The organism is Pedobacter sp. TM02 (assembly GCF_059705275.1).
In genome coordinates, this window is the sequence record NZ_AP046530.1 from 2,840,235 (window position 1) to 2,866,152 (window position 25,918).

Annotated in this window: 25 protein-coding genes; 12 read left to right on the plus strand and 13 right to left on the minus strand. The window is 43.8% G+C overall.

Translation table 11 applies throughout. The annotated features are described in order from the left end of the window. Nucleotides 1-56 precede the first annotated feature (56 nt). From AC6H1S_RS12065 to AC6H1S_RS12075, 3 genes are all read right to left on the minus strand, one after another. Nucleotides 57-470, minus strand: a complete 414-nt coding sequence (locus AC6H1S_RS12065; protein WP_199138555.1) for an OsmC family protein — start codon at nucleotides 468-470, stop codon at nucleotides 57-59. Between the two features lie 127 nt (nucleotides 471-597). Continuing rightward, complete coding sequence (ispE, locus tag AC6H1S_RS12070) at nucleotides 598-1,401, minus strand: 4-(cytidine 5'-diphospho)-2-C-methyl-D-erythritol kinase (RefSeq protein WP_497563764.1); 804 nt, start codon at nucleotides 1,399-1,401, stop codon at nucleotides 598-600. Between the two features lie 71 nt (nucleotides 1,402-1,472). Then, complete coding sequence (locus tag AC6H1S_RS12075; RefSeq protein WP_497563765.1) at nucleotides 1,473-2,057, minus strand: DUF1287 domain-containing protein; 585 nt, start codon at nucleotides 2,055-2,057, stop codon at nucleotides 1,473-1,475. 116 nt (nucleotides 2,058-2,173) lie between these two features. Here AC6H1S_RS12075 and AC6H1S_RS12080 point away from each other — a divergent pair, with 116 nt between their 5' ends. The 6 genes from AC6H1S_RS12080 (at nucleotide 2,174) to AC6H1S_RS12105 (ending at nucleotide 10,200) form a co-directional block, all read left to right on the plus strand. Beyond that, nucleotides 2,174-2,968, plus strand: a complete 795-nt coding sequence (locus AC6H1S_RS12080) for a thymidylate synthase (RefSeq protein ID WP_497563766.1) — start codon at nucleotides 2,174-2,176, stop codon at nucleotides 2,966-2,968. A gap of 447 nt (nucleotides 2,969-3,415) precedes the next feature. After that, entirely contained in the window at nucleotides 3,416-3,901 is a 486-nt protein-coding gene (locus AC6H1S_RS12085) for a dihydrofolate reductase (protein ID WP_497563767.1), read from the plus strand. 118 nt (nucleotides 3,902-4,019) lie between these two features. Beyond that, nucleotides 4,020-6,974: a protein translocase subunit SecDF gene (gene secDF / locus AC6H1S_RS12090; RefSeq protein WP_199138545.1), complete on the plus strand. Its 2,955-nt coding sequence runs from the start codon at nucleotides 4,020-4,022 to the stop codon at nucleotides 6,972-6,974. Nucleotides 6,975-7,117: 143 nt separating this feature from the next. Continuing rightward, entirely contained in the window at nucleotides 7,118-8,425 is a 1,308-nt protein-coding gene (locus tag AC6H1S_RS12095; RefSeq protein WP_497563768.1) for an NAD(P)/FAD-dependent oxidoreductase, read from the plus strand. Between the two features lie 89 nt (nucleotides 8,426-8,514). Next, entirely contained in the window at nucleotides 8,515-9,360 is an 846-nt protein-coding gene (locus tag AC6H1S_RS12100; protein WP_497563769.1) for a hydroxymethylglutaryl-CoA lyase, read from the plus strand. A gap of 75 nt (nucleotides 9,361-9,435) precedes the next feature. After that, nucleotides 9,436-10,200 (plus strand): hypothetical protein, encoded by a 765-nt coding sequence (locus tag AC6H1S_RS12105; RefSeq protein WP_497563770.1) that lies wholly within the window; start codon nucleotides 9,436-9,438, stop codon nucleotides 10,198-10,200. A gap of 74 nt (nucleotides 10,201-10,274) precedes the next feature. Here AC6H1S_RS12105 and AC6H1S_RS12110 read toward each other — a convergent pair whose 3' ends face one another. From AC6H1S_RS12110 to fbaA, 3 genes are all read right to left on the minus strand, one after another. Continuing rightward, nucleotides 10,275-10,700, minus strand: coding sequence for a GNAT family N-acetyltransferase (locus AC6H1S_RS12110; protein WP_199138536.1), 426 nt, complete (start codon nucleotides 10,698-10,700; stop codon nucleotides 10,275-10,277). A 1-nt stretch (nucleotide 10,701) separates the two neighbouring features. Beyond that, nucleotides 10,702-11,175 (minus strand): low affinity iron permease family protein, encoded by a 474-nt coding sequence (locus AC6H1S_RS12115; protein WP_497563771.1) that lies wholly within the window; start codon nucleotides 11,173-11,175, stop codon nucleotides 10,702-10,704. A 115-nt stretch (nucleotides 11,176-11,290) separates the two neighbouring features. Then, nucleotides 11,291-12,370 (minus strand): class II fructose-bisphosphate aldolase, encoded by a 1,080-nt coding sequence (fbaA, locus tag AC6H1S_RS12120; protein WP_497563772.1) that lies wholly within the window; start codon nucleotides 12,368-12,370, stop codon nucleotides 11,291-11,293. Nucleotides 12,371-12,665: 295 nt separating this feature from the next. Here fbaA and accD point away from each other — a divergent pair, with 295 nt between their 5' ends. From accD to AC6H1S_RS12140, 4 genes are all read left to right on the plus strand, one after another. After that, entirely contained in the window at nucleotides 12,666-13,511 is an 846-nt protein-coding gene (accD, locus tag AC6H1S_RS12125) for an acetyl-CoA carboxylase, carboxyltransferase subunit beta (RefSeq protein WP_199138530.1), read from the plus strand. 145 nt (nucleotides 13,512-13,656) lie between these two features. Then, nucleotides 13,657-14,382, plus strand: coding sequence for an N-acetylmuramoyl-L-alanine amidase (locus AC6H1S_RS12130; protein WP_497563773.1), 726 nt, complete (start codon nucleotides 13,657-13,659; stop codon nucleotides 14,380-14,382). 36 nt (nucleotides 14,383-14,418) lie between these two features. Further along, nucleotides 14,419-14,883, plus strand: coding sequence for a YciI family protein (locus tag AC6H1S_RS12135; RefSeq protein WP_199138526.1), 465 nt, complete (start codon nucleotides 14,419-14,421; stop codon nucleotides 14,881-14,883). Nucleotides 14,884-14,941: 58 nt separating this feature from the next. Then, entirely contained in the window at nucleotides 14,942-16,150 is a 1,209-nt protein-coding gene (locus AC6H1S_RS12140; RefSeq protein WP_497563774.1) for a S41 family peptidase, read from the plus strand. 172 nt (nucleotides 16,151-16,322) lie between these two features. Here the strand turns inward: AC6H1S_RS12140 and AC6H1S_RS12145 are convergent, their stop codons facing one another. The 4 genes from AC6H1S_RS12145 to AC6H1S_RS12160 all read right to left on the minus strand — a co-directional run bounded on the left by AC6H1S_RS12145 (nucleotide 16,323) and on the right by AC6H1S_RS12160 (nucleotide 20,079). Continuing rightward, a complete protein-coding gene (locus AC6H1S_RS12145; RefSeq protein WP_497563775.1) occupies nucleotides 16,323-17,327 on the minus strand; it encodes a cytochrome d ubiquinol oxidase subunit II in 1,005 nt (334 codons plus the stop codon). Nucleotides 17,328-17,329: 2 nt separating this feature from the next. Next, nucleotides 17,330-18,652 (minus strand): cytochrome ubiquinol oxidase subunit I, encoded by a 1,323-nt coding sequence (locus AC6H1S_RS12150; protein WP_497563776.1) that lies wholly within the window; start codon nucleotides 18,650-18,652, stop codon nucleotides 17,330-17,332. A gap of 256 nt (nucleotides 18,653-18,908) precedes the next feature. Next, nucleotides 18,909-19,808: an MBL fold metallo-hydrolase gene (locus AC6H1S_RS12155; protein WP_497563777.1), complete on the minus strand. Its 900-nt coding sequence runs from the start codon at nucleotides 19,806-19,808 to the stop codon at nucleotides 18,909-18,911. 64 nt (nucleotides 19,809-19,872) lie between these two features. Continuing rightward, entirely contained in the window at nucleotides 19,873-20,079 is a 207-nt protein-coding gene (locus AC6H1S_RS12160; protein WP_199141853.1) for a hypothetical protein, read from the minus strand. Nucleotides 20,080-20,194: 115 nt separating this feature from the next. On the opposite strand from AC6H1S_RS12160, the gene AC6H1S_RS12165 reads away from it, so the two are divergent. Together AC6H1S_RS12165 and AC6H1S_RS12170 are read left to right on the plus strand one after the other, a co-directional pair. Then, nucleotides 20,195-21,838, plus strand: coding sequence for an RDD family protein (locus tag AC6H1S_RS12165; protein WP_497563778.1), 1,644 nt, complete (start codon nucleotides 20,195-20,197; stop codon nucleotides 21,836-21,838). 225 nt (nucleotides 21,839-22,063) lie between these two features. Next, the gene (locus AC6H1S_RS12170) at nucleotides 22,064-22,402 is read left to right on the plus strand and encodes a hypothetical protein (RefSeq protein WP_497563779.1); all 339 of its coding nucleotides are present in this window, start codon (nucleotides 22,064-22,066) and stop codon (nucleotides 22,400-22,402) included. Between the two features lie 78 nt (nucleotides 22,403-22,480). On the opposite strand, the gene AC6H1S_RS12175 is transcribed toward AC6H1S_RS12170, so the two are convergent. Genes AC6H1S_RS12175 through glmM form a run of 3 tightly spaced genes read right to left on the minus strand, consistent with a single transcriptional unit; the run spans nucleotide 22,481 to nucleotide 25,781 of the window. Continuing rightward, nucleotides 22,481-23,206: a PA3715 family protein gene (locus tag AC6H1S_RS12175; RefSeq protein WP_497563780.1), complete on the minus strand. Its 726-nt coding sequence runs from the start codon at nucleotides 23,204-23,206 to the stop codon at nucleotides 22,481-22,483. 26 nt (nucleotides 23,207-23,232) lie between these two features. Further along, nucleotides 23,233-24,381: a cysteine desulfurase family protein gene (locus AC6H1S_RS12180; protein ID WP_497563781.1), complete on the minus strand. Its 1,149-nt coding sequence runs from the start codon at nucleotides 24,379-24,381 to the stop codon at nucleotides 23,233-23,235. 11 nt (nucleotides 24,382-24,392) lie between these two features. Next, nucleotides 24,393-25,781, minus strand: coding sequence for a phosphoglucosamine mutase (gene glmM / locus AC6H1S_RS12185; protein ID WP_497563782.1), 1,389 nt, complete (start codon nucleotides 25,779-25,781; stop codon nucleotides 24,393-24,395). Nucleotides 25,782-25,918: the final 137 nt, after the last annotated feature.

The window sequence follows — 25,918 nt, forward strand, 5'->3', positions numbered from 1 at the left end:
GGGTAGTGAGTATTGTGTAATTGGTAATGAGTATTGCGGATAGCGATGCCGCGACTTTATTTAATGGCGTAGGTAAAATTAATGGTTGCCGAACGGCCCAGGATATTGGAAACCGAACAGTATTTATCAAAAGTCATTTGGATGGCTCTTTCTACCTTGGCCACGCTTAAATGGCCATAAAGGTCGAAATGAATATTGATGACATCAAAAATCGGGGGCATTTCTTCGTCTTTACGCGTGGCCTTGATATTGATTTTAATGTCGTTTAAAGGCTCTTTTTGTTTGGTCAGCACATTGACGATGTCGATACCGCTGCAACCACCCAATCCAACCAAAAGGGTTTCCATGGGCCTAAAACCCTTGCCTTCGCCACCTATGGCTGGCTTGGCATCTAATTGCACTGTAAATCCGCTTTCGTTGACGGCTTCAAAATTGAATTTCCCGCTTTTGCGGCTGAGATTAATTTCCATATTGTTTATTTAGTTGCCGGTGTTAGTTATCAGTTGGCAGTTGTCAGTTTTTAGTTACCAGTTGGCAGTTTTCATCACTTCTCTCACTTTCAACTTTTAACTTTTAACTTTCTACCTTCCACTTCTATCAAATGTCATAAAACACCAGATTCTCTTTTTCAAGTTCGGGCAGGGAAACCGGTTGTTTAAAAATTGCGAAAACCGATGAACCGCTGCCGCTCATCAGCGCAAATGTAGCACCTGCGGCGTAAAGCTTTGTTTTTATTTCGTCAATTTGCGGATACTGCGCAAAAACAGTGGCCTCAAAACCGTTAAATATCTTCTCTTTCCACTGGCTTATAGGCAAATTTATCAATTCTTTGAGCGAAACCGCAGGCTGTTTTACGCTTGCGTTGCGGTAGGCTTTGGCGGTAGAAACATGTACCGGCGGTTTAACCAGCACTATAAAATACTTGGAAAGATCCATTTCGAGCGCCTCGAAGCAATCGCCCTTTTCAGTGGCATAAACCGGCTTATTAGCAATAAAGAAAGCACAATCGGCGCCCAAGGCGCGCGCATAATCCTCCATTTTTGCCGTACTTAAGCCCAGTTTAAACTTTTCGTTCGCCAGCTTGATCAGGAAAGCCGCATCGGCCGAACCACCACCGAGGCCTGCGCCAACAGGTATGTGCTTCAGCAACACGATTTGTTGGTTAGGCAAGCCGAAATCGGCCTGTAGTTGCTTAAAAGCCTTCACACAAAGGTTATCTTGTGCGTCACCGGGTATGTCAATTCCCTTAACCGTACAAAAAGTTGTTGCGGCATCCACCAGTTCTACCGAATCATACAGCTTAACCGGATAAAAAACGGTTTGCAGGTTATGGTAGCCATCGCTTCTCTTTTCGGTAAGCAACAGTCCTAAATTGATTTTGGCATTGGCAAAAGCGAGCATTTAAATTGACGATTTCAGATTGACGATTTGAGATTGATGGTTGCCTGGCAAAAATAACGATTCTTATCCACCTAGATTTTATACCGGTAATGACCAATGATTTTCCAAGAAAACAAGCAGTCGGAGAGCTCCTGTCCGTTGCCAATATTGTGTACAACGAGGTATCTTTTGTTATCGGCCGATTTTTTATTGACCACCAATCCGATATGCGAAATATTGCCACTCAGGTTCCAGCATACCAGGTCGCCAGGCTTGTAGTCTTCCGTTTTTTTGCTCAAATCCAGTTTTGTGCCTTTTCTGGCAAAAAACAGCATCAGGTTGTATACCCTGCGATGATCGATATTCGGATCGGGCTGCTTACGGCCCCAATTTTTGGGATAAAGCTTAAAATTGCGCTTCATATCCTCGTGTACCTCCTTTTGCAGGTCGGTACCCAAAGTACGGTAAGCCCTAATAACCACATCCGTGCATACGCCTTTTCCGGCAGGCACATCGCCATTGGGATAAGGAATTTTAAAATAAGCCGGATCGTAAACCACTTTTTGCTTGGTGAGCGCCAAGGCGGCATCAGATAGCTGCAATGCTTTTGGCGATTGTGCAAAAACACCCGAAGCCAACAACAAGCCCACAAAAGAAAGCACTACATTTTTAAGCATAATCATGGTTATTTAACAGCCAAAGCTAATTTATTTTTTCGCGAATTGGAAAAACGGCCCAATGTTTAAAAAAACCTCAGGCACAAAGGCTCTTAAATTGCTTAACTTTGTAGCTTATGAAACAGTATTTAGATTTGATGCAGCACGTGCTCGACCACGGCACGCAGAAGCACGACCGTACAGGCACAGGTACTATTAGCGTTTTCGGCTATCAGATGCGCTTTAACCTTCAAGAGGGCTTTCCGATGGTAACCACCAAAAAGCTGCACCTCAAATCTATCATTCACGAACTCATCTGGTTTTTGAGTGGCGATACCAACATCAAATACCTTAAAGACAACGGCGTAAGGATATGGGACGAATGGGCCGATGAGGCAGGCAATTTGGGTCCGGTTTACGGCTCGCAATGGCGCTCGTGGCCTAAGCCCGACGGCGAAAAGATCGACCAAATCAGCCAGATCGTGAACATGATCAAAAACAACCCCGATTCGCGCAGGATCATTGTATCGGCGTGGAACGTGGCCGAAGTAGAAAACATGGCTTTGCCGCCTTGCCACGCCTTTTTTCAGTTTTATGTAGCCGAAGGCAAGCTGAGTTGCCAACTGTACCAGCGCAGCGCCGATATTTTCTTGGGCGTGCCTTTCAACATTGCTTCCTACGCCCTATTAACCATGATGGTGGCTCAGGTATGTGGCCTGCAGTACGGCGATTTTATCCATACCCTCGGCGATGCCCACTTATACAACAATCATATTGAGCAGGCCAAGTTGCAACTAAGCAGAGATCCTAGACCACTGCCAACCATGGAAATCAACCCAGCCGTTAAAAACATTTTCGATTTCAAATACGAAGACTTTACCTTAAAAGACTACGATCCGCATCCACATATTAAAGGCGTTGTGGCGGTCTAGGTAACTTTTAGCAAGAGCTATTCTAAGTTTTAACCACCCCGCCTTTCAGGCACCCCTCCAAAAGGGAGGGGAATGGCTAATGTTATTTGGCCTACAAAACTTTGGAAGCGAGAGCAAACCGAAGCATTGCACTCACTTTCATCTTGCAATAACAAGCAAGGGCGCAAAAGTGGTGTATGGCCAACATATAAGCACCACCATAAACACGGCTTGGCCTTGCATCATCAGGCGTAGGTTTAGCTATTGCAACAAAGGTTTGAAGCCTTGATTCTTTGGTCCTTTCTCATCTAAGGAGAAAGGACTGACCCTTTAACAAAGGTAAATCTCAGACTATCGATTAAAGTTAAATTGGCATGTTGGGAAATAAGTTTTTGCCAACTCATTTGTAGCCCTACCTTTGTGTGTATAACTATAATTATACCAATCAGTCAACCTCTAAATAAACTAATGATTATATCAATCGTTGTAGCCATTGCCGAAAACCGTGCCATCGGCAAAAACAACCAATTGCTGTGGCATTTGCCGGCCGACCTCAAACATTTTAAACAAATTACTTCGGGGCATACCGTTATTATGGGCCGCAAAACCTACGATTCGATCGGCAAGCCCTTGCCCAACAGGCGCAACATTGTAATTACCCGCCAAAAGGGCTTGTCGCTGGAGGGTGTAGAAGTGGTAAACAGCCTGACCGAAGCCATTGCCCTGTGTAAAGCCGAAAACGAAGTATTTCTAATTGGCGGTGCCGAAATCTATAAAACGGCTTTGCCTTTGACACAAAAAATTTACCTGACTACGGTGCACCAATCTTTTGAGGCCGATGCCTTTTTCCCCGAAATCAATACCAACGAATGGGTTGAAACCGAGAAAGAAAGCTACGCGCCCGACGAAAAAAACGCCTTAGGCTATACTTTTTCAACGTTGCAACGCCTATAGCCAAGCTTCCTTAATAAAATTACAATAAGAAGTCCTATTATTTAAAAAAATAATTAGATTTGCCGACTTGTTTAAAAACAGCATACTATAGAAAAAATTATATACAAAAGTCAAACAAATGCAAGGTAAAGGTTTTATTAAATTTATGGCAATACTATTGGGTATTGTCTGTCTGTATTCACTTTCGTTTAATCTAGTTACTTATAATGTAGAGAAAAAAGCCAAAGAGTATGCCAAAGGCGATGCCGTTAAGGAGAAAGCCTATTTAGATTCGATGGCTACCGTTCCGGTTTATCCCGGTTTAGGCCTAACCTATCAACAAGTAAAAAGCAAGGAAATCAACCTTGGCCTCGACTTGAAAGGTGGTATGAACGTGACCATGGAGATTTCGTTGGCAGAGCTGACCAAATCCTTAGCGGGCAATCCTACCGATGCCAACTTTAACGAGGCATTGAAAAATGCACAGCAACAAATGAACACTGGTGGAAAAGATTTCATCTCTTTGTTTGTTAACGAATACGAAAAACTTGTACCTAACGGAAAATTGGCCGATTTCTTTGCCAACCAAGATAATTCGACCGTTTTAAAAAGCAACTCGAGCAATTCTGAAGTAAAAAACTACTTGTCTAAAGAAGCCAACAGTGCCATCGACCGTTCGTTCATTATCTTGCGTAGCCGTATTGATGGTTTTGGCGTGGTAAGTCCGAACATGCAGAAGCAGGAAGGCTCAAACCGTATCTTCATCGAGATGCCGGGCATCCAAGACAAAGAGCGTGTACGCAAGCTATTGCAGGGCTCGGCCGAATTGCAGTTCTGGCAAGTTTACCAAAACGATGAAACTTATGGCGTTTTGGACAACATCAACAAAACCTTGGCTGCTGGCGTTAAAGATACCGTAGCCACGACGCCTGCAGTTGCTGGCGATACCACCAAAAAAGGCGGTAAATTGGCTGGTTTAACCACTAAAGGCAACACTGCCGATACTTCTAAAGCAACCAAAGTCCTTAACGAAGCCAAAAAGAACCCTTTGTTTGCCCTATTGCAACCTGCAATTGCGCCTAACGAAGCTGGTCAGATGTCGTTGATTCCTGGAGCCGTAGTAGGTATTGCCATGCAAAAAGACACGGCCAAAGTAAATGCCTTCTTTGCCAAAGCCGAAGTAAAGCCGATTATTCCTGGCAATATGAAGTTCATGTGGAGTGCCAAGCCTAGAACTGGTACCAAACTATTCGAACTTTATGCCATCAAAGTAACTTCTTTAGACGGAAAACCTGATTTGGGTGGCGATGCGATTGCCAACGCCCGTGCCGATTTCGATCAGCAAAACAGACCAGAGGTAACCATGTTCATGACTTCTGAAGGTGCTACCAAATGGAAAAAGATCACTGCCGATGCCGCAGCCGATCCAAACAACAAAAAAGCCATTGCCATTGTATTAGACAATACCGTATATTCAGCGCCTACCGTACAGAACGAAATCCCTAACGGCGTTTCTTCTATCTCTGGAAGCTTTACGCAAGAAGATACCAAAGACTTGGCCAACATTTTAAAGGCCGGTAAATTGCCTGCTCCTGCCAAAATCGTTTCAGATTTCGTGGTAGGTCCATCATTGGGTCAACAAGCAATCAACAGTGGTCTGGCTTCATTCATCATTGCCTTTATTGTAATCTTAGCCTTTATGGCCATGTACTACAACAAAGCAGGTTGGGTAGCCAACTTGGCCTTGGTCATCAACTTGTTCTTTATCATGGGTATATTGGCCGCCTTCCATGCTGTATTAACCCTTCCAGGTATTGCTGGTATCGTATTAACCATCGGTTTATCGGTAGATGCGAACATCTTGATCTTCGAGCGTGTACGTGAAGAGCTGGCGCATGGCAAGAGCACTGCCGTAGCCATTAGAGAAGGCTTTAAGCACGCCATGTCGTCTATCATCGACTCGAACGTTACCTTGTTTATCCTTGGATTTATCCTGGCCATTTTCGGTACAGGGCCGGTTCGTGGTTTTGCCGTAACCTTAATGGTGGGTATCGTAACTTCATTATTCGCTGCAGTAGCAATCTCCCGCGTAATTTTTGAAGGTTTGCTGAACAAAAAATCGTCAATTTCTTTCGATAACAGCGTAACCAGAAACGCATTCAAAAACATTGCCTTCAACTTTGTTGGCCGTAGAAAGCTTTATTATGTGATTTCGTCGCTTATCATTTTGGCCGGTATCGGTTTCTATGTAAAAAATGGCGGCCTGCACCTGGGTGTTGATTTTAAAGGCGGCAGAACCTACATGGTGAAGTTCGACAAAGCCATGAACACCGAAGATGTAGCCAAAAAGCTTTCGGCTAATTTCGATGGCGAAGAAGCCTTGGTAAAGACAGCCGGAACGGATAACTCGTTAAAAATTACTACGCCTTTCCATATCAACGACCAAGACCAGAATGCCGATAAAGTAGTTGAAACCGCTTTGAGAAAGGGGTTAGACGAACTAGGCGCGAAATATAGCATCGAAAGCTCGCAAAAAGTAACCCCTACTATTGCCAGCGACATCATTTATGGTGCATACGGTGCAATCTTGTTCTCTTGTATCGTGATGTTTATCTACATCTTGGTACGTTTCAAAAAATGGCAATATGGTTTGGGTGCGGTTATCGCCTTATTCCACGACGTATTGTTGGTACTTTCGTTCTACACCATTTTAGATGGCGTGTTGCCTTTCCCATTAGAAATTGGACAGGATTTCATTGCCGCCATTTTAACGGTAATGGGTTATACCATGACAGAAACCGTGGTCGTATTCGACCGTATCCGCGAGAAATTGGGCGAAACCGGCAAAGCCGATGTATATGGCGAAGAACGCAATAACTTGATCAACTTTGCATTGAACAGCACCTTGAGCCGTACCATCCTAACCTCGTTAACGGTATTCTTCGTATTGATGGTGATCTTCATCTTTGGTGGCGATAGCATCCGTGGCTTTATCTTTGCCTTGTTAATCGGACGTATCATCGGTACTTACTCTTCATTGTGTATCTCAACCCCTATCGTAATCGACTTGTCGAAAGACGAAAAGAAAAAATAGGTTGAAAAATATATTCAAGAGGCCCCGAAAATTTCGGGGCCTTTTTTGTTACAATCAAATTACCATAAACGCCCTGTTCTTAAACTGGTTTAAGCAACAATGCTAAAGTATCTTCTATATTTGCTAAACTAAATGCGAAGCTCATGGGTTTATCAGATATGAACAACGAAAAGCAGAAAATAGTTATTGTTGGCGGCGGTTTTGGCGGCATAGAGCTGGCCAAGAAACTCCGTAAAAAAAACGTAGAAGTGACTATACTCGATAGGCACAACTACCACACTTTTCAGCCCCTGCTCTATCAGGTTGCTACCGGTGGCCTGGAGGCCGATTCGATTGCCTTCCCGATCCGAAAAATATTCAAGGGACAAAAAAACCTCACTTTTAGGGTAACCGAAGTAGAAAAGGTCATTCCCGAAAGCAATACCCTCTTAACTACGATTGGCGAAATCAAATACGACCATTTGGTAATTGCCACAGGTTCTACCAGCAATTTCTTTGGCCAGGCCGAAATAGAGCACAATGCCATGCCAATGAAGTCTATTCCCGAAGCCTTAAACCTGCGCAGCCTGATTTTGCAGAACCTCGAGGCTTCGCTCATTGCCAAAACGCCCGAACAAGAAGCCGAGCTTTTGAACTTTGTGGTGGTTGGCGGCGGCCCAACCGGTGTTGAAACCGCTGGTGCCATTGCCGAGCTTAAAAAGCATGTCTTAAAAAACGATTATCCCGAGCTGGATATCCACAAGGTGAACATTTACCTGGTCGAAGGCTCGCCAGAACTTTTAGGCGCCATGTCTGTACAGGCCCAGCAAAAAGCCAAGGCCTTTCTCGAAGAGCTGGGTGTAACCGTATACACCGAAACCCGCGTACAGGCCTACGATGGCAAGGTGCTTTCTTTTGTTGATGGCCGCACCATTGCCTCCTCTACCGTAATTTGGAGCGCCGGTGTAAAGGGTGTGGTGCTCGATGGCCTCAATACCGAGAAAATTGTACGTGGCAATCGGTTAAAAGTCGACAAGATTAACCGCGTAGAGGGCTACCAGAACATTTATGCCATTGGCGATGTAGCGGCCATGATTACCGATGAAACCCCTAACGGACACCCAGGAGTTGCGCCTGCAGCCATTCAGCAAGGCAAACAATTGGCCAAAAACCTGACCCACCTTATCAACAACGAACCTACCGAAGACTTTAAGTACTTTGACAAAGGTGCGATGGCTACCGTGGGCCGTAACCGTGCCGTGGTCGACATCAACAAAATCCGTTTTCAGGGCGTTTTTGCCTGGTTTACCTGGATGTTTGTCCACCTGATGACCCTTGTTGGCTTCAGAAACAAACTGGTGGTTTTTGTAAACTGGGTTTGGAGCTACTTTAGCTACGACAGAGGCACGCGATTAATTATCAGGCCATTTGTAAAAGCCGACAAACTTGAAGCAGAAGACAAGAAAAATTAGCTTATTGCTTAACCTTCAACTGAAAAAGCAGCATTAATTGCAACCCGAATCCCAACTTGATAACCTTTCAACTTGATAACCCTTAACCCATGAAACTCGTAGAATGTCCACGCGATGCCATGCAAGGCCTGCACGATTTTATTCCCACCGCAATTAAAGCCCAATACATCAATCTTTTGTTGCAGGTAGGCTTTGATACCATCGATTTTGGCAGTTTTGTTTCGCCAAAGGCCATTCCACAATTGCGCGATACCCAAGAAGTGCTCGGTTTGCTGGATATGGCTCGTACCAAGTCTAAACTGCTGGCCATTGTAGCCAATTTAAGGGGCGTAGCAGAGGCCGTTCAACATCAGGCCATTACTTACCTCGGTTTTCCCTTTTCGGTGTCTGAGACCTTCCAGCAGCGCAATACGAACTCGAGCATTGCCCAGTCGTTGCATACGGTTGAAGAAATGCTCAATTTATGCGACCAACACAACAAAACGGCAGTGGTTTACCTTTCTATGGGATTTGGCAATCCTTATGGCGACGAGTGGAATACCGAAATTGTACAGCATTGGGCCTATGAGCTGGTGAACCGGGGCGTAAAAATCCTGGCACTGGCAGACACCACCGGGGTTTCTTCACCTGAAAAGATCAGAGCCCTTTTGCCGGCATTGATAAACAGTTTTCCGCAAACCGAAATCGGCATCCATTTGCACAGTACGCCACAAACCCGATTAGAAAAGATCGAAGCGGCTTACGAAGTTGGCTGCAAGCGTTTTGACAGTGCCCTAAAAGGCTTTGGAGGCTGCCCCATGGCTACCGACGACCTGACGGGCAACATGGCCACCGAAGACTTGATTGCTTATCTGCAATCGAAAGGCGAATATCTGGGTCTCGATCTAGAAAAATGGGTAGAAGCTATGGCTTATTCGGGCAAAATATTCCATTAGCTATTAAATTGTCGACACCAGATTTAAAAAATATCGTACTTTTCTATATTTACTTATTCTTCAACCAATTAAACGATGAAAGCAATAAGAGAATATACGATAGAGAATATTTTTTATATTTCTACATTTTCGATCATAATTTTAACAGTATTTTTTGTTTGGAATGAGCCACAAAATTTTTCATTAAATAAGACGATAAATAGTCAAAAAATAGCCGAATATTTTACCTGCCTTGGCGCAATGGCTACTGTATTGACCTTATTATTTATTTATAAGCAACTTATAGAAATTAATGTTGACAGGAAAGCCTCTGTGCTTCCATATCTCATTCCTAATGAAACAACACTTTTTACTCTCGACAGAAAAACAATAGTAGTCTTTCCTACCGAACAGAATCAAGACCCTATCGAGATTTCGCGTCCGTTTTTTTATAACGAAGTAACAGATCCTACAAATATTTCAAAACCTACGGCATCTGTTAAGATTGAAAATATTGGCAAAGGTAATGCAAGATTGGTAAAAACACATTGGATATATGATCATCAAACAGTTAAGGAGTTTGTAAAAGATGTATATGAGAGCGATTTAACCATAAATAACATTAGTGACAAAGAAATCCTATCTACAATTAAAACTGAAAGAGGGGAAGATATCAGACTTCCTATTTCATATATGGCATGTTGTGGTACAAAAATTAATAAAAAAGAAATAAAAAAACCCGCTTTGAAACTTAGACTTACTTACAACAATATACTTGGTGATACTATTGTCGACGATTTCAATGTTGAAATCTATAGCTCCGGTGAATGGGTAAACCTAAAATTTATTCCAATCATTTAATTATTCTTCCTTAAATAATTAAAGTCCCTCGCTTATTCGGGTAAAATATTTCATTAACGCTGAAGGAAATCAAACTAAACCTTCTTCACCATCCTGAAATGCTGTATCCCAGCTTCCTCAAACTGTTCGCCTTCAGCTACAAAGCCAAACTTGGCATACAGGCTCATGGCATCCAGTTGCGAGTTGAGGTAAATGTAATTGGCATCGGGTGGCAAATCGTCGAGCGCAGTGGCAATCAGGGCCCGGCCAACGCCTTGGCCCCTAAACTCTTTCAGCACCGCAAAACGCTCCAGCTTATAGCCTTTATCGGTTTTGCGCCAGCGACAGGCTCCACAAGGCCGATGGTCTGATAAAGCCAAAAAATGGGTCGATACATCTTCGTTTTCCCATTCCAGTTCTGGCGGACAGCCCTGTTCGTGTACAAAAACGATCTTACGGATGGCGAAAACTTTTTCCAGTTCTTCTTTGGTGGTAGCCTTGTGTACTTGAAGTGTGTCCATTTTATTGTTTCTTTGCGGTTTTTAAAACGTGCTTTGCTTTTTGCTCGTTGATCTCTTCAGCCCGATCTATGGAGTGCGAACAATGGATATCGCTTTCCTTTTTGGCCAGTTTAGACAAGGTTACATAGAACTTATGCAACTGGTCGAGTTCCTTTTCGGTCAGGTCTTCGATATCAACCATGCGGTTACTGGCCTGCTCGTGTGCCGCAATGAGCTCGTTCAGCTTCAGTTGGATGGCCTTGCTGTCTTTGTTCTGCGATTTCTGGATCAGGAATACCATCAAGAAAGTAATGATCGTGGTTCCGGTATTGATGACGAGTTGCCAGGTTTCGGAATAATCGAAAATTGGTCCCGATACCGCCCATAAAACCACAATGGCCGTGGCGGCCAAAAAAGCATAAGAGCTGCCGGTAAAACGGGTAGCGGCATTGGCAAAATCTTCGAACAGATTACCTTTCTTTTTTCTACTTTTCATAACAGGTGTTTTATTGTACTAATTTGCGAATAAATACGGGCATAAAAAAAGCGCAACGAGTAATTCTACTGTCACGCTTTCTTTAAACATTTTTAGCTTGCGAAATGTTTGCCGCTTACAACTTTTCGTGTACGTTGATACAGTTCAAATCTTCGAAGGCAACGGTGAGGCGTTTTACAAACTCTTCTTCGCCCTTGCGCAACCAAACGCGTGGATCGTAGTATTTTTTATTCGGCTTATCTTCGCCCTCTGGGTTGCCGATCTGGCCTTGCAGATAGGCTTCGTTCTTTTTGTAATAAGCTAAAATGCCCTCCCAAAATGCCCATTGCATATCGGTATCGATGTTCATTTTGATGGCACCGTACGAAATGGCTTCCCTGATTTCTTCCTGAGAAGAGCCAGAACCACCATGGAATACGAAGTTAACAGGTTTTTCGGTAGTCAAACCGAATTTTTCTCTTACATAATCCTGCGAATTCTTCAGGATAATCGGTTGTAGCTTTACGTTTCCTGGTTTATAAACGCCGTGTACGTTTCCAAAAGCGGCCGCAATGGTAAACCTGTCGCTTACTTTGCTCAGTTCTTCGTAGGCATAAGCCACTTCAGACGGCTGGGTATATAGTTTAGAACTGTCTACATCACTGTTGTCTACGCCATCTTCCTCGCCACCGGTAACGCCCAGCTCGATTTCGATGGTCATGCCCATTTTGCTCATGCGCTCTAGGTACTTGGTGCAGATTTCCATGTTTTCTTCAATCGGCTCTTCAGAAAGGTCCAACATGTGCGACGAGAACAAAGGCTTGCCGGTTTCGGCAAAGAATTTCTCTCCATGGTCTAAAAGGCCGTCAATCCAAGGCAACAATTTTTTAGCCGCATGGTCGGTATGCAAAATAACCGCTACGCCATAGTGCTCGGCCAATAAATGCACGTGTTTGGCCGCAGAAACCGCACCCAGCACGCAAGCATTCAGGTTATCGTTGTTTAGGGTTTTGCCCGCATAAAATTGCGCGCCACCATTAGAAAGCTGGATCATTACCGGCGAATTTACCGCTTTTGCCGTTTCCATTACTGCATTGATGGTATTGGTACCTGTAACGTTTACCGCTGGCAATGCAAATTGATGTTTTTTAGCCTGTTCAAACAACTCCTGAACGGCTGCTCCGTAAATTACGCCTTTATAGCCTTTTAAACTCATTTTATATTTGTTTTGTTGATTTTCGAATTTAGCAAAAATTTTAAAAAATACCGCTCAAAGCTGAACTGTATTCAACAATCAACTTAGTGTACTTTTTACAATATCATCGGCTAATATACAATTATATTTGAAAGCACTATTTTAATTTGAAAACAAAAATCTTGGCTCCGCCTTTTTAAAATCGATTTAGCCTTAAGCGTTTGGGGCTGTCTGCGCAAATTATATTTAGGCGAAATTAAAACTACCGCTTAAAATATTTTTTTGTTTCTTTGTACTCGCATTTTTTAAAAGTAACATGGCTTGGTTTAAGAGAGAAAAAAAGGGGATCAGTACCTCAACAGAAGAAAAAAAAGAAGCGCCAGACGGCTTGTGGAACAAGTGTCCGAACTGTAAAAAAGCACTCCACAGCGCAGACTTGATAGAAAACAAGTACGTTTGCCACTACTGCGACTACCACCTCAGAATAGGTTCTAAAGAATATTTCCAGGTTCTTTTTGACAATAACGAGTTTACCGAACTTTTCGGCAACTTGACTTCGGGCGATCCGCTTCACTTTGTCGATAGCAAGCCGTATACAGAAAGAATTGTCGAAACTACGGCCAAAACAGGCTTAAAAGATGCCATCAGGGCTGCACATGGCAAAATTGATGGCGAAGAAATCATGATTGCCTGTATGGACTTCGCTTTTATCGGCGGTTCGATGGGATCGGTAGTAGGTGAAAAAATTGCGCGCTCTATCGACTACAGCCTTAAACACAAGGTGCCTTTCCTGATGATTTCGAAGTCGGGCGGTGCACGAATGATGGAAGCCGCCTTTTCTTTGATGCAGATGGCTAAAACTTCGGCTAAACTGGCTTTGTTGAGCCAAGCTAAAATTCCATACATTTCTTTGCTTACCGATCCGACTACCGGTGGTGTGACGGCGTCTTATGCCATGCTGGGCGACATTAACATTGCCGAACCTGGCGCTTTGATCGGCTTTGCCGGACCGCGCGTTATCAAAGAAACCATTAAAAAAGACCTGCCTAAAGGTTTCCAAACCTCCGAATTTGTATTAGAGCACGGATTTTTGGATTTTATTGTAGACAGAAGGCAAATGAAAGCCAAACTGGCTACTTTCTTGAAGATGATGAAAAACTAACCGAGGTTAGCTGTTCGATTGCGTGATTGTAAACCGCTAACCACTAAAGAAAACCATAAAAAAGCCCAGTCAAAACGATTGGGCTTTTTCTTTGCCAGCCTATCTGGAGATTTGCTATCTTTAGTTTTCACCAAATCGCCCTTTTATGAACAAGTTATTGCTAGCCACTTTGGGCTTAGCCCTTTGCACCAGTGTTGGCCACGTACCGCTTAAGCCCAAAACGGTTGTGGTGTGGCAACCCTCGCACCAAACCGACACCGGAACCGATTTTAGCGAAGCCGCCACCTGTAACGGCATCATAGAGGGTGCCATGGCCAGCAAGCCAACCTTAAACGAACACAAGGTTTGGAGCCTGCACCAGGAAGGCCTGCACCATCCCGATGTAGGCAGCAATACCGTAATTGAACATACTTCGGCTATTATCGATGGCAAAATATCGGGCTATGCCTACGAATTGCAGGAATCGAATAAATTGAAGCCCACCGTATTTATCGCTGTACACAATAACGGTGGCACCAAGCGCCATGCCATTTGGGGCTATATACATGAAGGCGATGCCCAGGAAGCTGAAAACAAGGAATTGGCTGCACGATTGATCGCCGCCATCAGCAAGGCCACCGACCTGGAAAACCGAGGCGTTCTTTTCGATAGCTCGACCGGAAGAAACGATTACACCTGCAAAGCTACAGGCAAAAAAGCATTTTATAGTCTCGACGAAAACATCAATACTGCCAAATACCGGGTTTTACTGGAAATTGGCGACAATGAGGTGAGCAAGGCTTTTTTGCAGGATCCGGCCAATCAGAAAAAAATGGGCGAAGCACTAAAAGCCGAGCTGGTCAAGTGGATGCGCGAAAAGAATCTAGACTAGCTCCATGAATCATTTCAGCTTAAAATTTAAATTATCATGAAAAAATTGCTGTTGTCTACCCTGCTGCTTTGCGCTTGCATCTACGTGGGTGCCCAGGAAAAAAAGGCCAATCCGAAATACGATGAAAAACTTGCCAAAGAATATGGCGCCGACGATTATGGCATGAAGATGTACGTATTGGTGATCCTTAAAACAGGGAGCAATACTACCGAAACCAAAGCCAAAACCGATAGCCTCTTTGCCGGACACATGGCCAATATGGGCAAGCTGGTGCAACAGAACAAGCTCATTGTTGCCGGACCTTTGGGCAAGAACGACAAGAGCTATAGGGGCATTTTTATCCTCAACACCAAATCGCTCGACGAAGCCAAGGAAATGCTGGCTACAGACCCAGCAGTAAAAGCCAAGCTACTGGATGCCGAACTGTTCAACTGGTATGGCTCGGCTGCATTGCCGGCATATTTAACGATAGACGGAAAAATGGGCAAGTATAAATTCTAATTTGCTGCGATTGGGTGCAACGTTTCCACAAAAGCCTTGTCTTTTGGAAAACCTAAACATGAAAAGAACAATACTCCCTATCCTATTTTTCGCCTTGTGCAGCTTTGGCAGCTGGGCGCAATCGCTTAGCAAAGAAGATTTTGTACAAGACCTCGAATTCCTGAAAAAAACACTTCCAGAAAAGCATACCAACCTATTTGCCAAAATAGACCGCGCCCAGTTCGAAAACAAAGTCGACCAGATTTTAATGAGGTCTAACTCGCTTGACTGGGACCGCTTTATAGCCGAGCTTTTTAAACTGACCGTATCCATAGGCGACGAACATACTTTTATAGAGGTTGATTTTACCAAGACCCTGCCTATCCAATTCGAAGTTTTTAAGGAAGGCCTTTTTGTAACCGGCATCGATTCGGCCCATTCCTCCTTGTTAAACAGCAAGTTGGAGAGCATAAACGGTCATCCGGTAAGCGAAGTGGTTACCCGCTTTAAGGAAATCATCCTCCACGAAAACCCTTCTTATTTCAATGATCATTTGGTACATCACCTTAATAACCCCGTATTGTTGAAAGGCTTGGGCCTTATTGACGACGTTTCTAAAGCCATCTTCGTTTTTAGCACAAACAAAGAGCAAACAACAAAGATAAGCCTTGCTTCGGTAGCCGGCAACAATGCTGCAAAACTGCCTTTGGTAAGGTCTGGCCAAAGCCTGCTTTCCAAAAAGAAAGCCGGCAACTACTGGTTTGAGTATAGCGCCGATAAAAAAATCCTGTATTTCAACTACAGCCAGTGCAGGGAAATGCCGAACTATCCTTTTGCCAAGTTCAACGACGAGCTGTTTGCCAGCATCAATGAGCACAAGCCCGAGAAAATTGTACTCGATCTACGCTATAACAGCGGCGGCAATTCGGGCATTCTAGAGCCGTTTACCGAGCAAATCAAGCAGAGCTATCTTAACCAAAAGAACAAGTTTTTTGTACTGATTGGCAAAACGACTTTCTCATCGGCCGTGATGAACGCTGTCGACCTCAAAAGAAACCTGAACATTACCCTAATTGGTCAACCTAGTGCGGGTTTGATTAACGGTTATGGCGAGGTTAGAGGGTTTGCCTTGCCCAAATCGAAAATCGTAGTGGCTTATTCTACCAGGTATTGGGAAAGATGGAAAGGCAAAAAGGGACCTTTAAAACCCGATGTGGCCGTAGATTATTCGATTAAAAACTATATAGCTGGCCAAGACGAGGCTTTGATGCAGGTGGAGAAGAGGTAGAAGGTGGGAAGGCAGGAAGGCTGAAGGCAGGAAGGTTGAAGGTTGAGGGTTAAAGTTGAAGATTAAAGACGAAATGCTAGTCGGGAAATGCTTTCCCGACTAAAGCAACTTCGGATTTCAAATCCGCCTTTATCTTTCTTTATACTTTCAGTTTTAGGCTTCGGTTTCCTGATTATTCTTCTTTCTTCTGGAATTTATAAAACAAATAGCCTAGAAACGGCAGGATGATCAAACTGCCCAAGAGCAAGGCCCAACCCAGGGTACTAACTGTTTTTTCCGGCCCAATGGCTTCGTAGAGCGAAATGGCATCGCCATTTCTGAGCCTGATGAAATTAGGGAAGTGCGCATAGCTGATGGCCAATAAAATCATGGTCACCTGAAAACCTGCTAAAATGCGCAATACCTTTGTTTTGCCTTTCAGCAACAAATACCACAACAAAATTAACGAGAGACTGGCCAAGCTTACTGCGGTTAATCCAACGGGGTTTTCAAATACCCAATTAACCAAGGGTACTCCTTCCGAGTAGGCTGCCCAAAAAACAACGATACCCAAAAGCACAGCCGCTACGTTCATGAATTTCGCCTTTTTAATGAAGCGTTTTTTATCTTCCTCTTCTTTGCACTCACCAATGAGGTAAATGGCGGCCAAAAACCCACATAAAGCCACGGTAAACAAGCCAACAGCTACCGAAAAAAAGTTGAGCCAGCCCCAAATATAGGCCTGTACAAAATTATGTGGATCAGTGTCTATTTGTCCGCAAAGCATGCTACCTGCAATAATGCCTAAAAACAAAGGCGTAATAAAGCTCGAATACACAAAAATCTTGTTGTATACTTCCTGCATCTGGTCTTTTACCGCATCGTAATGCCTGAACACAAAAGCTGTTCCGCGGGCAATGATGCCGATAAGCATGACGGCCAACGGAATGTGCAGATAGATAGACATCGTGCTGTAAATGAGCGGAAAGGCCACAAACAAAATCACAATGGCAATAATAAGCCACATGTGGTTGGCCTCCCAAACCGGACCTATGGCATGGTACATTGTTTTACGGGTTTTGCTCCGGTTTTTAGGAGAGGTAAAAAGTTCGATGATGCCTGCCCCAAAATCGGCGCCACCTAACAAAAAGTAAAGCAAAATAGCGAGGCACAAGAAAGAAATGACTACATACTGCATGGCTATTGTTTTTGAGGTTGCTGACTATACAAGGTTGGTACCATTTTGATCTGTCGGTAAAGCAAAAAGATCACGATCAGGCTTAGCGAAGCATAAATGGCCGTAAACAAGTAAAAAGACCAAGCGATGCCTGGCATTGGCGTTACCGCGTCCTTGGTCTTCATCACACCATAAATAATCCACGGCTGCCGGCCTACCTCTGTAACTACCCACCCAGCTTCCAGGGCAATGTAGCCTAACGGAATAGCGGCCACAAAGAGCTTTAACAGCCATCGGCGATCGACAATTGCCTTTTTGCGCCATAAGTTTACATAATAGGTAAGCGATAGCAACACCAATAAGCTTCCTATACCCACCATCAATTGAAAGGCATAATGCGTTACGGCTACCGGTGGATGCTCGCTTTCGGGAATTTGGTCTAGGCCTTTTACCTCGGCCTTAAAATCGCCATGCGCCAAGAAACTTAAAGCAGCTGGCACTTCAAAAGCCATTTTTACTTCTTTCTTTTTTTCATCAACAATACCGCCAATTAACAAGGGAGCAGGTTTTTGCGTGTGGTAGAGCGCCTCCATGGCCGCCAGTTTGGCCGGTTGCCTTTTGGCCACGTCTTTGGCCGAAATATCGCCACTGATCGGTTGCAACAAAGCCCCGATGGTGGCAAAAACCGCCGCAATCTTGAAGGCTTTGTAATGAAATTCCTGGTTTTGCTTTCGCAGGATCATGAGCGCATGCACACCGGCTACCGCAAAGCCTGTAGCCGTAAACGCGGCCAGGCACATGTGCAATGCCTGTGTAAACCAAGCCTTGTTAAACATGGCCTGAATGGGATCGATATGGAGATACTGACCGTTTACATAATCGAAACCTGCCGGACTGTTCATCCAGGCATTGGCCGCTACCACCAAAATACCCGAAGCCAGGCCGCTTACGCCAACCACAACTCCGGTAAACCAATGAAACCATTTGTTCAGTTTGTTCCATCCGTACAGAAAAAAGCCCAAAGCAATGGCTTCAATAAAAAAGGCAGTACCTTCTAAAGAAAAGGGCATGCCGAAAATAGGCCCTGCATGCTCCATAAACTTGGGCCAGAGCAGTCCCAGCTCAAAAGACAGCATGGTACCCGAAACAGCTCCGGTTGCAAAAAAAATGGCTACGCCTTTGCTCCAGGCCTTGGTCAGGTTTCTATAAACTTCATGGTTGGTTTTAAGCCATTTGTAATGTGAAACCGCCATAAAAAACGGCATCACCATACCTATACATGCATAAATGATGTGGAAGCCCAGCGAAAGGGCCATCTGTGAACGGGCAGCGAGGAAATCGTCCATAATAAAGTAAATTATAGGTTACAAATATACTTGCCCAACGCATTGATTTCCCTTAAAATCAATAAAATAGCTTATCCATTTTCAATATAGAACGTTTATAAATTGCAACTAAATTTGGCATTGTTCGGCCAATTGTTTGATTGAAAAATATTGGAACGTCTGGGAGTTGAGATGTGCCAAGGCTCCTGTCTAACTCAAAACCGACAACTCTAAACTTTTAACTTTCAACCCACAACTTTCAACCCACAACTTTCAACTAGCCCGTGGTCAACTCCTTGTAGGCTGCTGTTAAACTGCGTGCAATGCCATCGCCTTTCCATTCGGGTGCGCCGGGTATACTAGTTGCTTTCAGGATGTCTTCCCTACTTTTTCCGGCCTTGATTTCGCCACCTACAAAAGTCAACAGCGACTGCAGATAATTTTGAAAAGCCTTGATGTCGGCCTTGTTACCGGTTACTTTTTCAGGATCGAGGCTATGGCCCCAAATAAACAGCGTATCGTTGTCGAATTGGTTGGTAATTTGGTCCAGGGCTTTGATCCAATTGCCGATATGCGCCCCGTTGTCTTGATCGATATAAGGATAACGTCTGTTGAACACCAAATCGCCAACATGGGCAATATTGGCATTTTCGAAGTGGTAAACCACGTCGCCATTGGTATGACCAGAGCCATAATAATAGGCGCTGATTTTTTCCTTGCCTACCGGAGCTTTCCAGCCTTTGCCAAAAGTGGTATCGGGCAACAGCTGTTTATCCAGGCTATTGGCTTTTTCGGCGGCTAGTTTTTGGTTGACCGCCGAATTTTGATGGGCTACCACATGTTCGGCCAGGCCTTTAAACGAAATATTGCCAGCTGTATGGTCGCCATGGTGATGGGTATTTAAAAGGTATTTGAAAGGCTTATCACCCAGTTTTTTAAGTTCTTCTATGACATGGGGTGCTGTAGTCGGAAACTGCGCATCGACCACTACAAAGCCACTGGTGCCGTTTAACCAGGCAATGGTGCCTCCTTGTTCGGTAAAAATGCCAATATCGTTGCGCAAAGCCTTAAACTCATAGGCCCGGGCCCAGCTAGGGCTGGCAAAAAGATCTGCCCTGTAAAAGGCAAGCATGGCTAAAGCCAATGCCGAGTTTTGGATAAATTGTCTTCTGTGCATGAGGATGAAAATTAAAAAACCACGAAAGTAAATCCCGTGGTTTAAATTTAGTTAAATATTCTGATTAAACGCCACTGCCTGGAATAGTACCAGGTTCGTGTCCATCGCCAAAGGCTTGGTTGGTACGCCCGTGTTTTTTCTCAAATTTGCTGGTGATGTTCGAAGAACTGTTTTTTTCGATGTTTTCTTCGTTTCTCGGCGTATCTTTTTCAGCATCAACAGCTATCAGATCGTTTTTAACCGTTCTCTTTTTTTCATTGTAATTTTCCATAACAACTGTGTTTTGATGTAAGGTTATAACAACTTAAGAACGAGCATTGTTTGAGGTCGCAGACATCGATTATTGAAAAAGCAAATAAATCTTTATGTTTGACTCAACCAAACAGATGAGAACCAGAATTACCTTATTATGCCTTGCTACAGCGATCATGGGCATTCTTGCCGACATAGGCATACATTTGCCAAATTTTCCCTTGAGCTGGATCATCGAAAACCTGTTGGTGGCTTTCGATTTCTACAGCACGGTTAGAGCCATCAAAGACATCCCTATTACGTCGCTTATCAATTTAATGCTCTTGATCGGCGCCTTGATTTACCAGGCCTATAAAGGCAGAGAAACCCGGTTGCTCGGATTTTCGTTTGCGGTTATCCTAGGCTACAGACTTTCGCTTTTTTTAGGCAATTTGCCAAAACTATTTCATCAATTTAACTTGTCTACAAGTATTTTTATGCTTGGCAATGTGCTGTGGGTTTGGATTGCCATACGCATGCTTAACTATTTTAACCAACAAAAGACCTTAAAAACCGAGCAAAGCGAAAAATACGAGGAGAACTATTATGTGGCGGCCTCGGCTGGGCAGCGACTATTTAATTTTCTGATCGATACCCTTGTAGCCCTGCTCCTGCTCTTTGCACTTTTCAGTTACCTTCTCAAAATAGAATGGGTAAGGCAAGCCGCCCTATCGCTATCCGACCTGCTTGGCGAAAGAATGGGTTTCCTTTTTATAGTGGCACTTTTCAGGTTTGTTTATTACCTCGGTTTTGAACTGGCTTTTCAAACTTCGGCGGGCAAACTGCTTACAGGTACGAGCGTTATTAAAAACGATAGCACCAAATTGGATTTTAAGACTACATTTTTGCGAACTCTTTGCAGGTATATCCCTTTCGAGCCCTTTTCTTTTGTTTTTTCGAGAACAGGCTGGCACGACAGGTGGTCGGATACTTCGGTGGTGAAAGAAGAAAAGGCCGTGGGCAAACCCGCGCTTTATTTCCTGCTTATTCCCTTGCTGCTAATTTTAATGGCTGTATTTCAGTTTTTTACCTACCAAATAAGCTCATACCGAACGGCCAAAGCCTATACCGAGCGCATAGAAAAGGAGCAAAACGACTTGATTGAAGAGCTCAACAACCTGGAAACCAACGATTTTATCAAAACAACTAGCAACAGCGACTTTTACAGCACAGTTTACCTGAAGCCGGAAAAAATAGAAGCTACCCAAATCACTTTTACGGCAATCAAGGTCAGTCCGGAGGGTGCCGAGCAGAAAGAAAAAATAGAAGCGTTTTATTTGAAGAACAAAGATACGCTGCCCCGTATCACACTGAGCAAGAAAGAACTGATTGAAGCTGTTAAAGGCGACAAAGACCAGCTCAAAGGCATCCGTTTACCCGAGATGGGCTTTTATAAAATCAATGGGATAAGCTATCATTTCCAGCCCGATTTAAACCCAATCATACAACATCCTTACAAAAGCAAGTTTGTTGTTGTAAACATCAGGAACTTCGGCATTCCGGCAACCATCCTCAAAATTGAAAATGACGGAGGCGACAGCAACATCAAATGGGAAATTGACAGGCCACAACTAGGCAATTATTTAAGCGGCACCCTGGGTTCCATACTTGGAAAAAGCGAAGAGCCAATCAGTGATTTTAAAATCAGGATTTATGTAACCGACAGCCTCCATGTGGCCCGCGTTTATAGGCTATCATCGGCCGACGAAGGCCATAGGCTTAAAAGGCTAAAACCCTAACAACAAAAGTCCAGCAACTGCTACTTGAAAGGGTTTTGCTGAGTCAATCGTTGGGCAAACAGCGAAGCCTTGCTCCATCATCTAAATCATTCATGAATTTACTGAACAAAAAAATGAACAGCTGCAGTAGCTATCTTGTTCATTATCAAATCAAATACCTGCTTTCGAAAATTAAACATTAACTTGTATTACAGTTGTTTAATGAGTTAACCTAAAACTAAAACGATGAGAAAGTTAATTTTATTGGGGGCATTGTGCTTTGTGCTTTCCAGCATGTTGATGCCTAATTACGCAGCCTCGGCCAAAACCAGCCTGATTACCAAGAAGAAAATAATTCTTCAGGGGTCAAGAACGCATCCAATGTATGGATGGGAATTTTTAATCTCTTTCCGCACGGGTACAAACACCGTAATAGGTGTTGATAGTCCAGATGTTCATGTAACCGGCTTTACCTACTCGTCGGCTTCTGCAACGGCATCAACCATCACGGTAAACGATTTTCAGATCAGTCTTTTGGAAACTACCGGTCCTATTGATGCTTCGGGCGACTATACCGTTTTTTAAGCTCAAGTTATTCCCACAAAAAAACCTCATAGCCATCAACTATGAGGTTTTTATTTGTAAAACCAGCATATTTTAGGTTTATTGGTATGTTCCGTTTTTAAACCTTAATATTTTTGTTGTTGTTTTTGAAGTTATTTTCTCCTTGCAATCATCGTTTACTTTTTGGCTAATAATATGCTTGACTTTATTGCTAACGATGATATTGTAATAGCCCTGCGAAACGGTCTTTGAAAAGCTCAACGTTCTTACGGCTTCGTTAAATACGCCTGCACAGTGCATATCCCATTCTCCTGTAGAGGTTTCAGTTTCAAAATTCTTAAGCAGGCATTTGATTTGGGCGCCTTGAGGTTCGAAAATAGAAATCCGCTCGCTGCTGTAAGGATTAGGACTTGAACTTCCCCTAAAAGCAAGTTTAATGGCAAACGCATTTACACCAGCTTTAACTTTATAGGGATCTGTATCTATAAAAATGCTTTCCAGTCTTACCGCATCCGATGTCCAGCCATTAGCCGTGCCTTCTTCAAAGTATTTGCTGATGATCTTCCCGGTTTGGTTATCGACCAAAAGGATATAGCTATCAAGCGAAAAAGACTCTTCCTCTTTTTCGTTATACTTAGGGATAACTACTACCGACCAATCTTTACGATAAGGCAATGGTTTTTCCGCTATCAGTTCTTCGTTGCACTGGCTACGCTCTATGTGGAGCTGCGCCAACACTTTAGCCACTAGCGCAGCCTGCCCGTAACTTCTATTGCTGATGGATAAGCTCAAAGCAATGATCAAACAGGCAATACAGCGTTTCATTAAACGATAATCAGGTTCTTTGGCTACTAGGCCAAGGCACTTTGCTTCACCACCATTTTCACTTTTTCAATCACATAATCCAAATCTTCCTTGGTGGTATATTTGCTGAAAGAAAAACGTACGGCTGGACGGTTAGGATCGGCTTTGATGCCGTTCAGTACATGCGAACCAATATTCGATCCCGACGAACAGGCGCTGCCTCCAGACGCACAGATACCATTGATATCGAGGTTGAACAACAACATATCGGCCATGTCCATTTCAGGGAAAGAAACATTTAGGACCGTATAAAGGCTCTTATCGGCATCTGTTTCGCCATTAAAGGCTACGCCGGGTATTTCTGCAATCAGCTGTGCCTTTAAATAGTCTTTCAGGTCTTGTATATGCGTTTGGTGCGCTTCCATTTCGGCATAAGCAATTTCTAGCGCTTTGGCCAAGCCTACAATGCCATATACGTTTTCGGTACCACCACGCATGTTGCGCTCCTGGGCACCGCCGTAAATCATCGGCGGAATTTTGATATTGCTGTTTACATACAAAAAGCCCACGCCTTTTGGCCCATGCAGCTTATGCGCCGCGCAAACAATAAAGTGCGCTTTCAGCTTGCGTACATCGTGCACATAGTGGCCCATGGTTTGCACGGTATCGGCATGGTAAATGGCATCGTATTTTTCGCAGATCCCGCCTACCCTTTCCATATCGGTTAAGGTACCCAACTCGTTGTTGGCGTGCATCAGCGATACAAAAGTACGGCCATTGGTTTGCAGCAGCTCTTCCAAATGGTTATAGTCGACGTTGCCTTTGCTATCTATATTTACGAAACTCAATTTATCGATTACACCATCCTTCAACAACATGTTTAAGGTATGCTCAACCGCATGGTGTTCAATTTTAGACGTAATGGCATGTTTAATTCCATAAGCGGCAATACCGCAACGAATGGCTGTATTATCAGCCTCGGTACCTCCAGAAGTAAAGAAAATCTCAGAAGGCGATGCGTTCAAAAGTCCCGCTACCGTTTTCCTTGCTTTTTCTACCAAGGTTCTTACCTCGCGTCCCAATGCGTGTATAGCTGACGGATTTCCGTAGAAATTCTGCATTACATTGGTCATTTCGGCAATTACTGCTTCATCTAAAGGCGTAGTGGCCGCATTATCTAAATAAACCCTTTTCATTTGGTTTGGTATTAATTGAGTTGTAATATTTCTTTAATATCTGTAATGATCTTGTTGGCCAGGTTTTCGGCCACAGTTTCATTCTCGGCTTCGCTGTAAATACGGATGATTGGTTCGGTATTCGAACGGCGCAAATGTACCCATTCTTTTTCAAACTCTATCTTTAACCCGTCGATGGTGCTATGCGGCTGGCTCTTGTACTTCTCCTGTACCTTAAGCAACAAACCGTCGATGTCCATTTCTGGGGTAAGCGTAATTTTGTTTTTCGAAATATGGTAAGCCGGATACGAGCTCCTCAACACCGAAATGGTTTTGCCCACTTTGGCCAGGTGCGACAAGAACAAAGCGATACCTACCATGGCATCTCTGCCATAATGCGATTCTGGATAAATTACGCCACCATTGCCTTCGCCGCCAATGATGGCATTGGTAGCCTTCATTTGGTTTACCACGTTGACCTCGCCTACCGCAGCGGCGTTGTATTGACCACCGGCCTTCTCCGTCACGTCGCGCAGGGCACGGGTTGACGAAAGGTTGGAAACGGTATTGCCTGGTGTATTTTTAAGCACGTAATCGGCAATGGCTACCAAGGTATATTCTTCGCCAAACATGCTACCATCTTCGTTTACAAAACACAAACGGTCAACATCTGGATCAACCACGATGCCTAAATCGGCACGCTTGGCTTGTACTACCTTCGAAATTTCGGTCAGATGCTCTGGCAAAGGCTCGGGGTTGTGCGGAAATTCGCCGTTTGGTTCGCAATAAAGTTCATAAACGGTTTCAACACCCAAAGCTTTCAACAAAGCCGGCACAAAAATACCACCGGTAGAATTTACACAGTCGATGGCAATTTTGAAATTAGCCTTTTTAATGGCTGCTGTATCAACCAGTGGCAGGGCCAAAATCGCATCGATGTGTTTTTGCAGGTAAGTATCGTTTGGCGTTACCTTGCCCAGTTCGTTGACATCGGCGAAAGCAAAATCGGCATTTTCTGCCATTTCCAATACTTCCTTGCCATCGGCATCGCTGATAAACTCACCTTTTTCGTTCAGCAGCTTCAGCGCATTCCATTGTTTTGGGTTATGGCTGGCCGTTAAAATAATGCCTCCTCCGGCTTTTTCGAGCGGAACGGCAATTTCAACGGTTGGCGTAGTAGACAAGCCCAGGTCAATCACCTCAATGCCGAGGCCTTGCAGGGTACCGATGACCAAATGGTTGACCATGGCGCCCGAAATGCGGGCATCGCGGCCTAATACGATTTTTTTGTTTTGTGTTTTGTTAATCACCCACGAACCATAGGCGGCCGTAAATTTAACAATATCAATTGGGGTCAGCCCATCGCCGGCCTTTCCGCCAATGGTCCCTCTAATTCCAGAAATAGATTTTATTAATGTCAAGGTTGTAGATTTTTCCAAAAATAGTAATTTTTTGCCTAATGAATGCCAATTAAACACATGCCAAGGTAATTTTTAAAAGCAACTGATTTGCATTTTGAGAAATAAAATCAGATTTGCTGTTCTACAAATACTATATT

Excerpts from the sequence above, each read along its gene's own strand:
- AC6H1S_RS12075 (WP_497563765.1), bottom strand. The coding sequence starts at position 2,057 with ATGCTTAAAAATGTAGTGCTTTCTTTTGTGGGCTTGTTGTTGGCTTCG.
- AC6H1S_RS12130 (WP_497563773.1), top strand. The coding sequence starts at position 13,657 with ATGAACAAGTTATTGCTAGCCACTTTGGGCTTAGCCCTTTGCACCAGT.
- AC6H1S_RS12150 (WP_497563776.1), bottom strand. The coding sequence starts at position 18,652 with ATGGACGATTTCCTCGCTGCCCGTTCACAGATGGCCCTTTCGCTGGGC.
- AC6H1S_RS12160 (WP_199141853.1), bottom strand. The coding sequence starts at position 20,079 with ATGGAAAATTACAATGAAAAAAAGAGAACGGTTAAAAACGATCTGATA.
- AC6H1S_RS12140 (WP_497563774.1), top strand. The coding sequence starts at position 14,942 with ATGAAAAGAACAATACTCCCTATCCTATTTTTCGCCTTGTGCAGCTTT.
- AC6H1S_RS12180 (WP_497563781.1), bottom strand. The coding sequence starts at position 24,381 with ATGAAAAGGGTTTATTTAGATAATGCGGCCACTACGCCTTTAGATGAA.
- AC6H1S_RS12135 (WP_199138526.1), top strand. The coding sequence starts at position 14,419 with ATGAAAAAATTGCTGTTGTCTACCCTGCTGCTTTGCGCTTGCATCTAC.
- AC6H1S_RS12115 (WP_497563771.1), bottom strand. The coding sequence starts at position 11,175 with ATGAAAAGTAGAAAAAAGAAAGGTAATCTGTTCGAAGATTTTGCCAAT.
- AC6H1S_RS12110 (WP_199138536.1), bottom strand. The coding sequence starts at position 10,700 with ATGGACACACTTCAAGTACACAAGGCTACCACCAAAGAAGAACTGGAA.
- AC6H1S_RS12085 (WP_497563767.1), top strand. The coding sequence starts at position 3,416 with ATGATTATATCAATCGTTGTAGCCATTGCCGAAAACCGTGCCATCGGC.
- AC6H1S_RS12080 (WP_497563766.1), top strand. The coding sequence starts at position 2,174 with ATGAAACAGTATTTAGATTTGATGCAGCACGTGCTCGACCACGGCACG.
- AC6H1S_RS12170 (WP_497563779.1), top strand. The coding sequence starts at position 22,064 with ATGAGAAAGTTAATTTTATTGGGGGCATTGTGCTTTGTGCTTTCCAGC.
- AC6H1S_RS12095 (WP_497563768.1), top strand. The coding sequence starts at position 7,118 with ATGGGTTTATCAGATATGAACAACGAAAAGCAGAAAATAGTTATTGTT.
- AC6H1S_RS12175 (WP_497563780.1), bottom strand. The coding sequence starts at position 23,206 with ATGAAACGCTGTATTGCCTGTTTGATCATTGCTTTGAGCTTATCCATC.
- secDF (WP_199138545.1), top strand. The coding sequence starts at position 4,020 with ATGCAAGGTAAAGGTTTTATTAAATTTATGGCAATACTATTGGGTATT.
- AC6H1S_RS12165 (WP_497563778.1), top strand. The coding sequence starts at position 20,195 with ATGAGAACCAGAATTACCTTATTATGCCTTGCTACAGCGATCATGGGC.
- fbaA (WP_497563772.1), bottom strand. The coding sequence starts at position 12,370 with ATGAGTTTAAAAGGCTATAAAGGCGTAATTTACGGAGCAGCCGTTCAG.
- AC6H1S_RS12155 (WP_497563777.1), bottom strand. The coding sequence starts at position 19,808 with ATGCACAGAAGACAATTTATCCAAAACTCGGCATTGGCTTTAGCCATG.
- AC6H1S_RS12065 (WP_199138555.1), bottom strand. The coding sequence starts at position 470 with ATGGAAATTAATCTCAGCCGCAAAAGCGGGAAATTCAATTTTGAAGCC.
- accD (WP_199138530.1), top strand. The coding sequence starts at position 12,666 with ATGGCTTGGTTTAAGAGAGAAAAAAAGGGGATCAGTACCTCAACAGAA.
- AC6H1S_RS12100 (WP_497563769.1), top strand. The coding sequence starts at position 8,515 with ATGAAACTCGTAGAATGTCCACGCGATGCCATGCAAGGCCTGCACGAT.
- AC6H1S_RS12105 (WP_497563770.1), top strand. The coding sequence starts at position 9,436 with ATGAAAGCAATAAGAGAATATACGATAGAGAATATTTTTTATATTTCT.
- AC6H1S_RS12145 (WP_497563775.1), bottom strand. The coding sequence starts at position 17,327 with ATGCAGTATGTAGTCATTTCTTTCTTGTGCCTCGCTATTTTGCTTTAC.
- ispE (WP_497563764.1), bottom strand. The coding sequence starts at position 1,401 with ATGCTCGCTTTTGCCAATGCCAAAATCAATTTAGGACTGTTGCTTACC.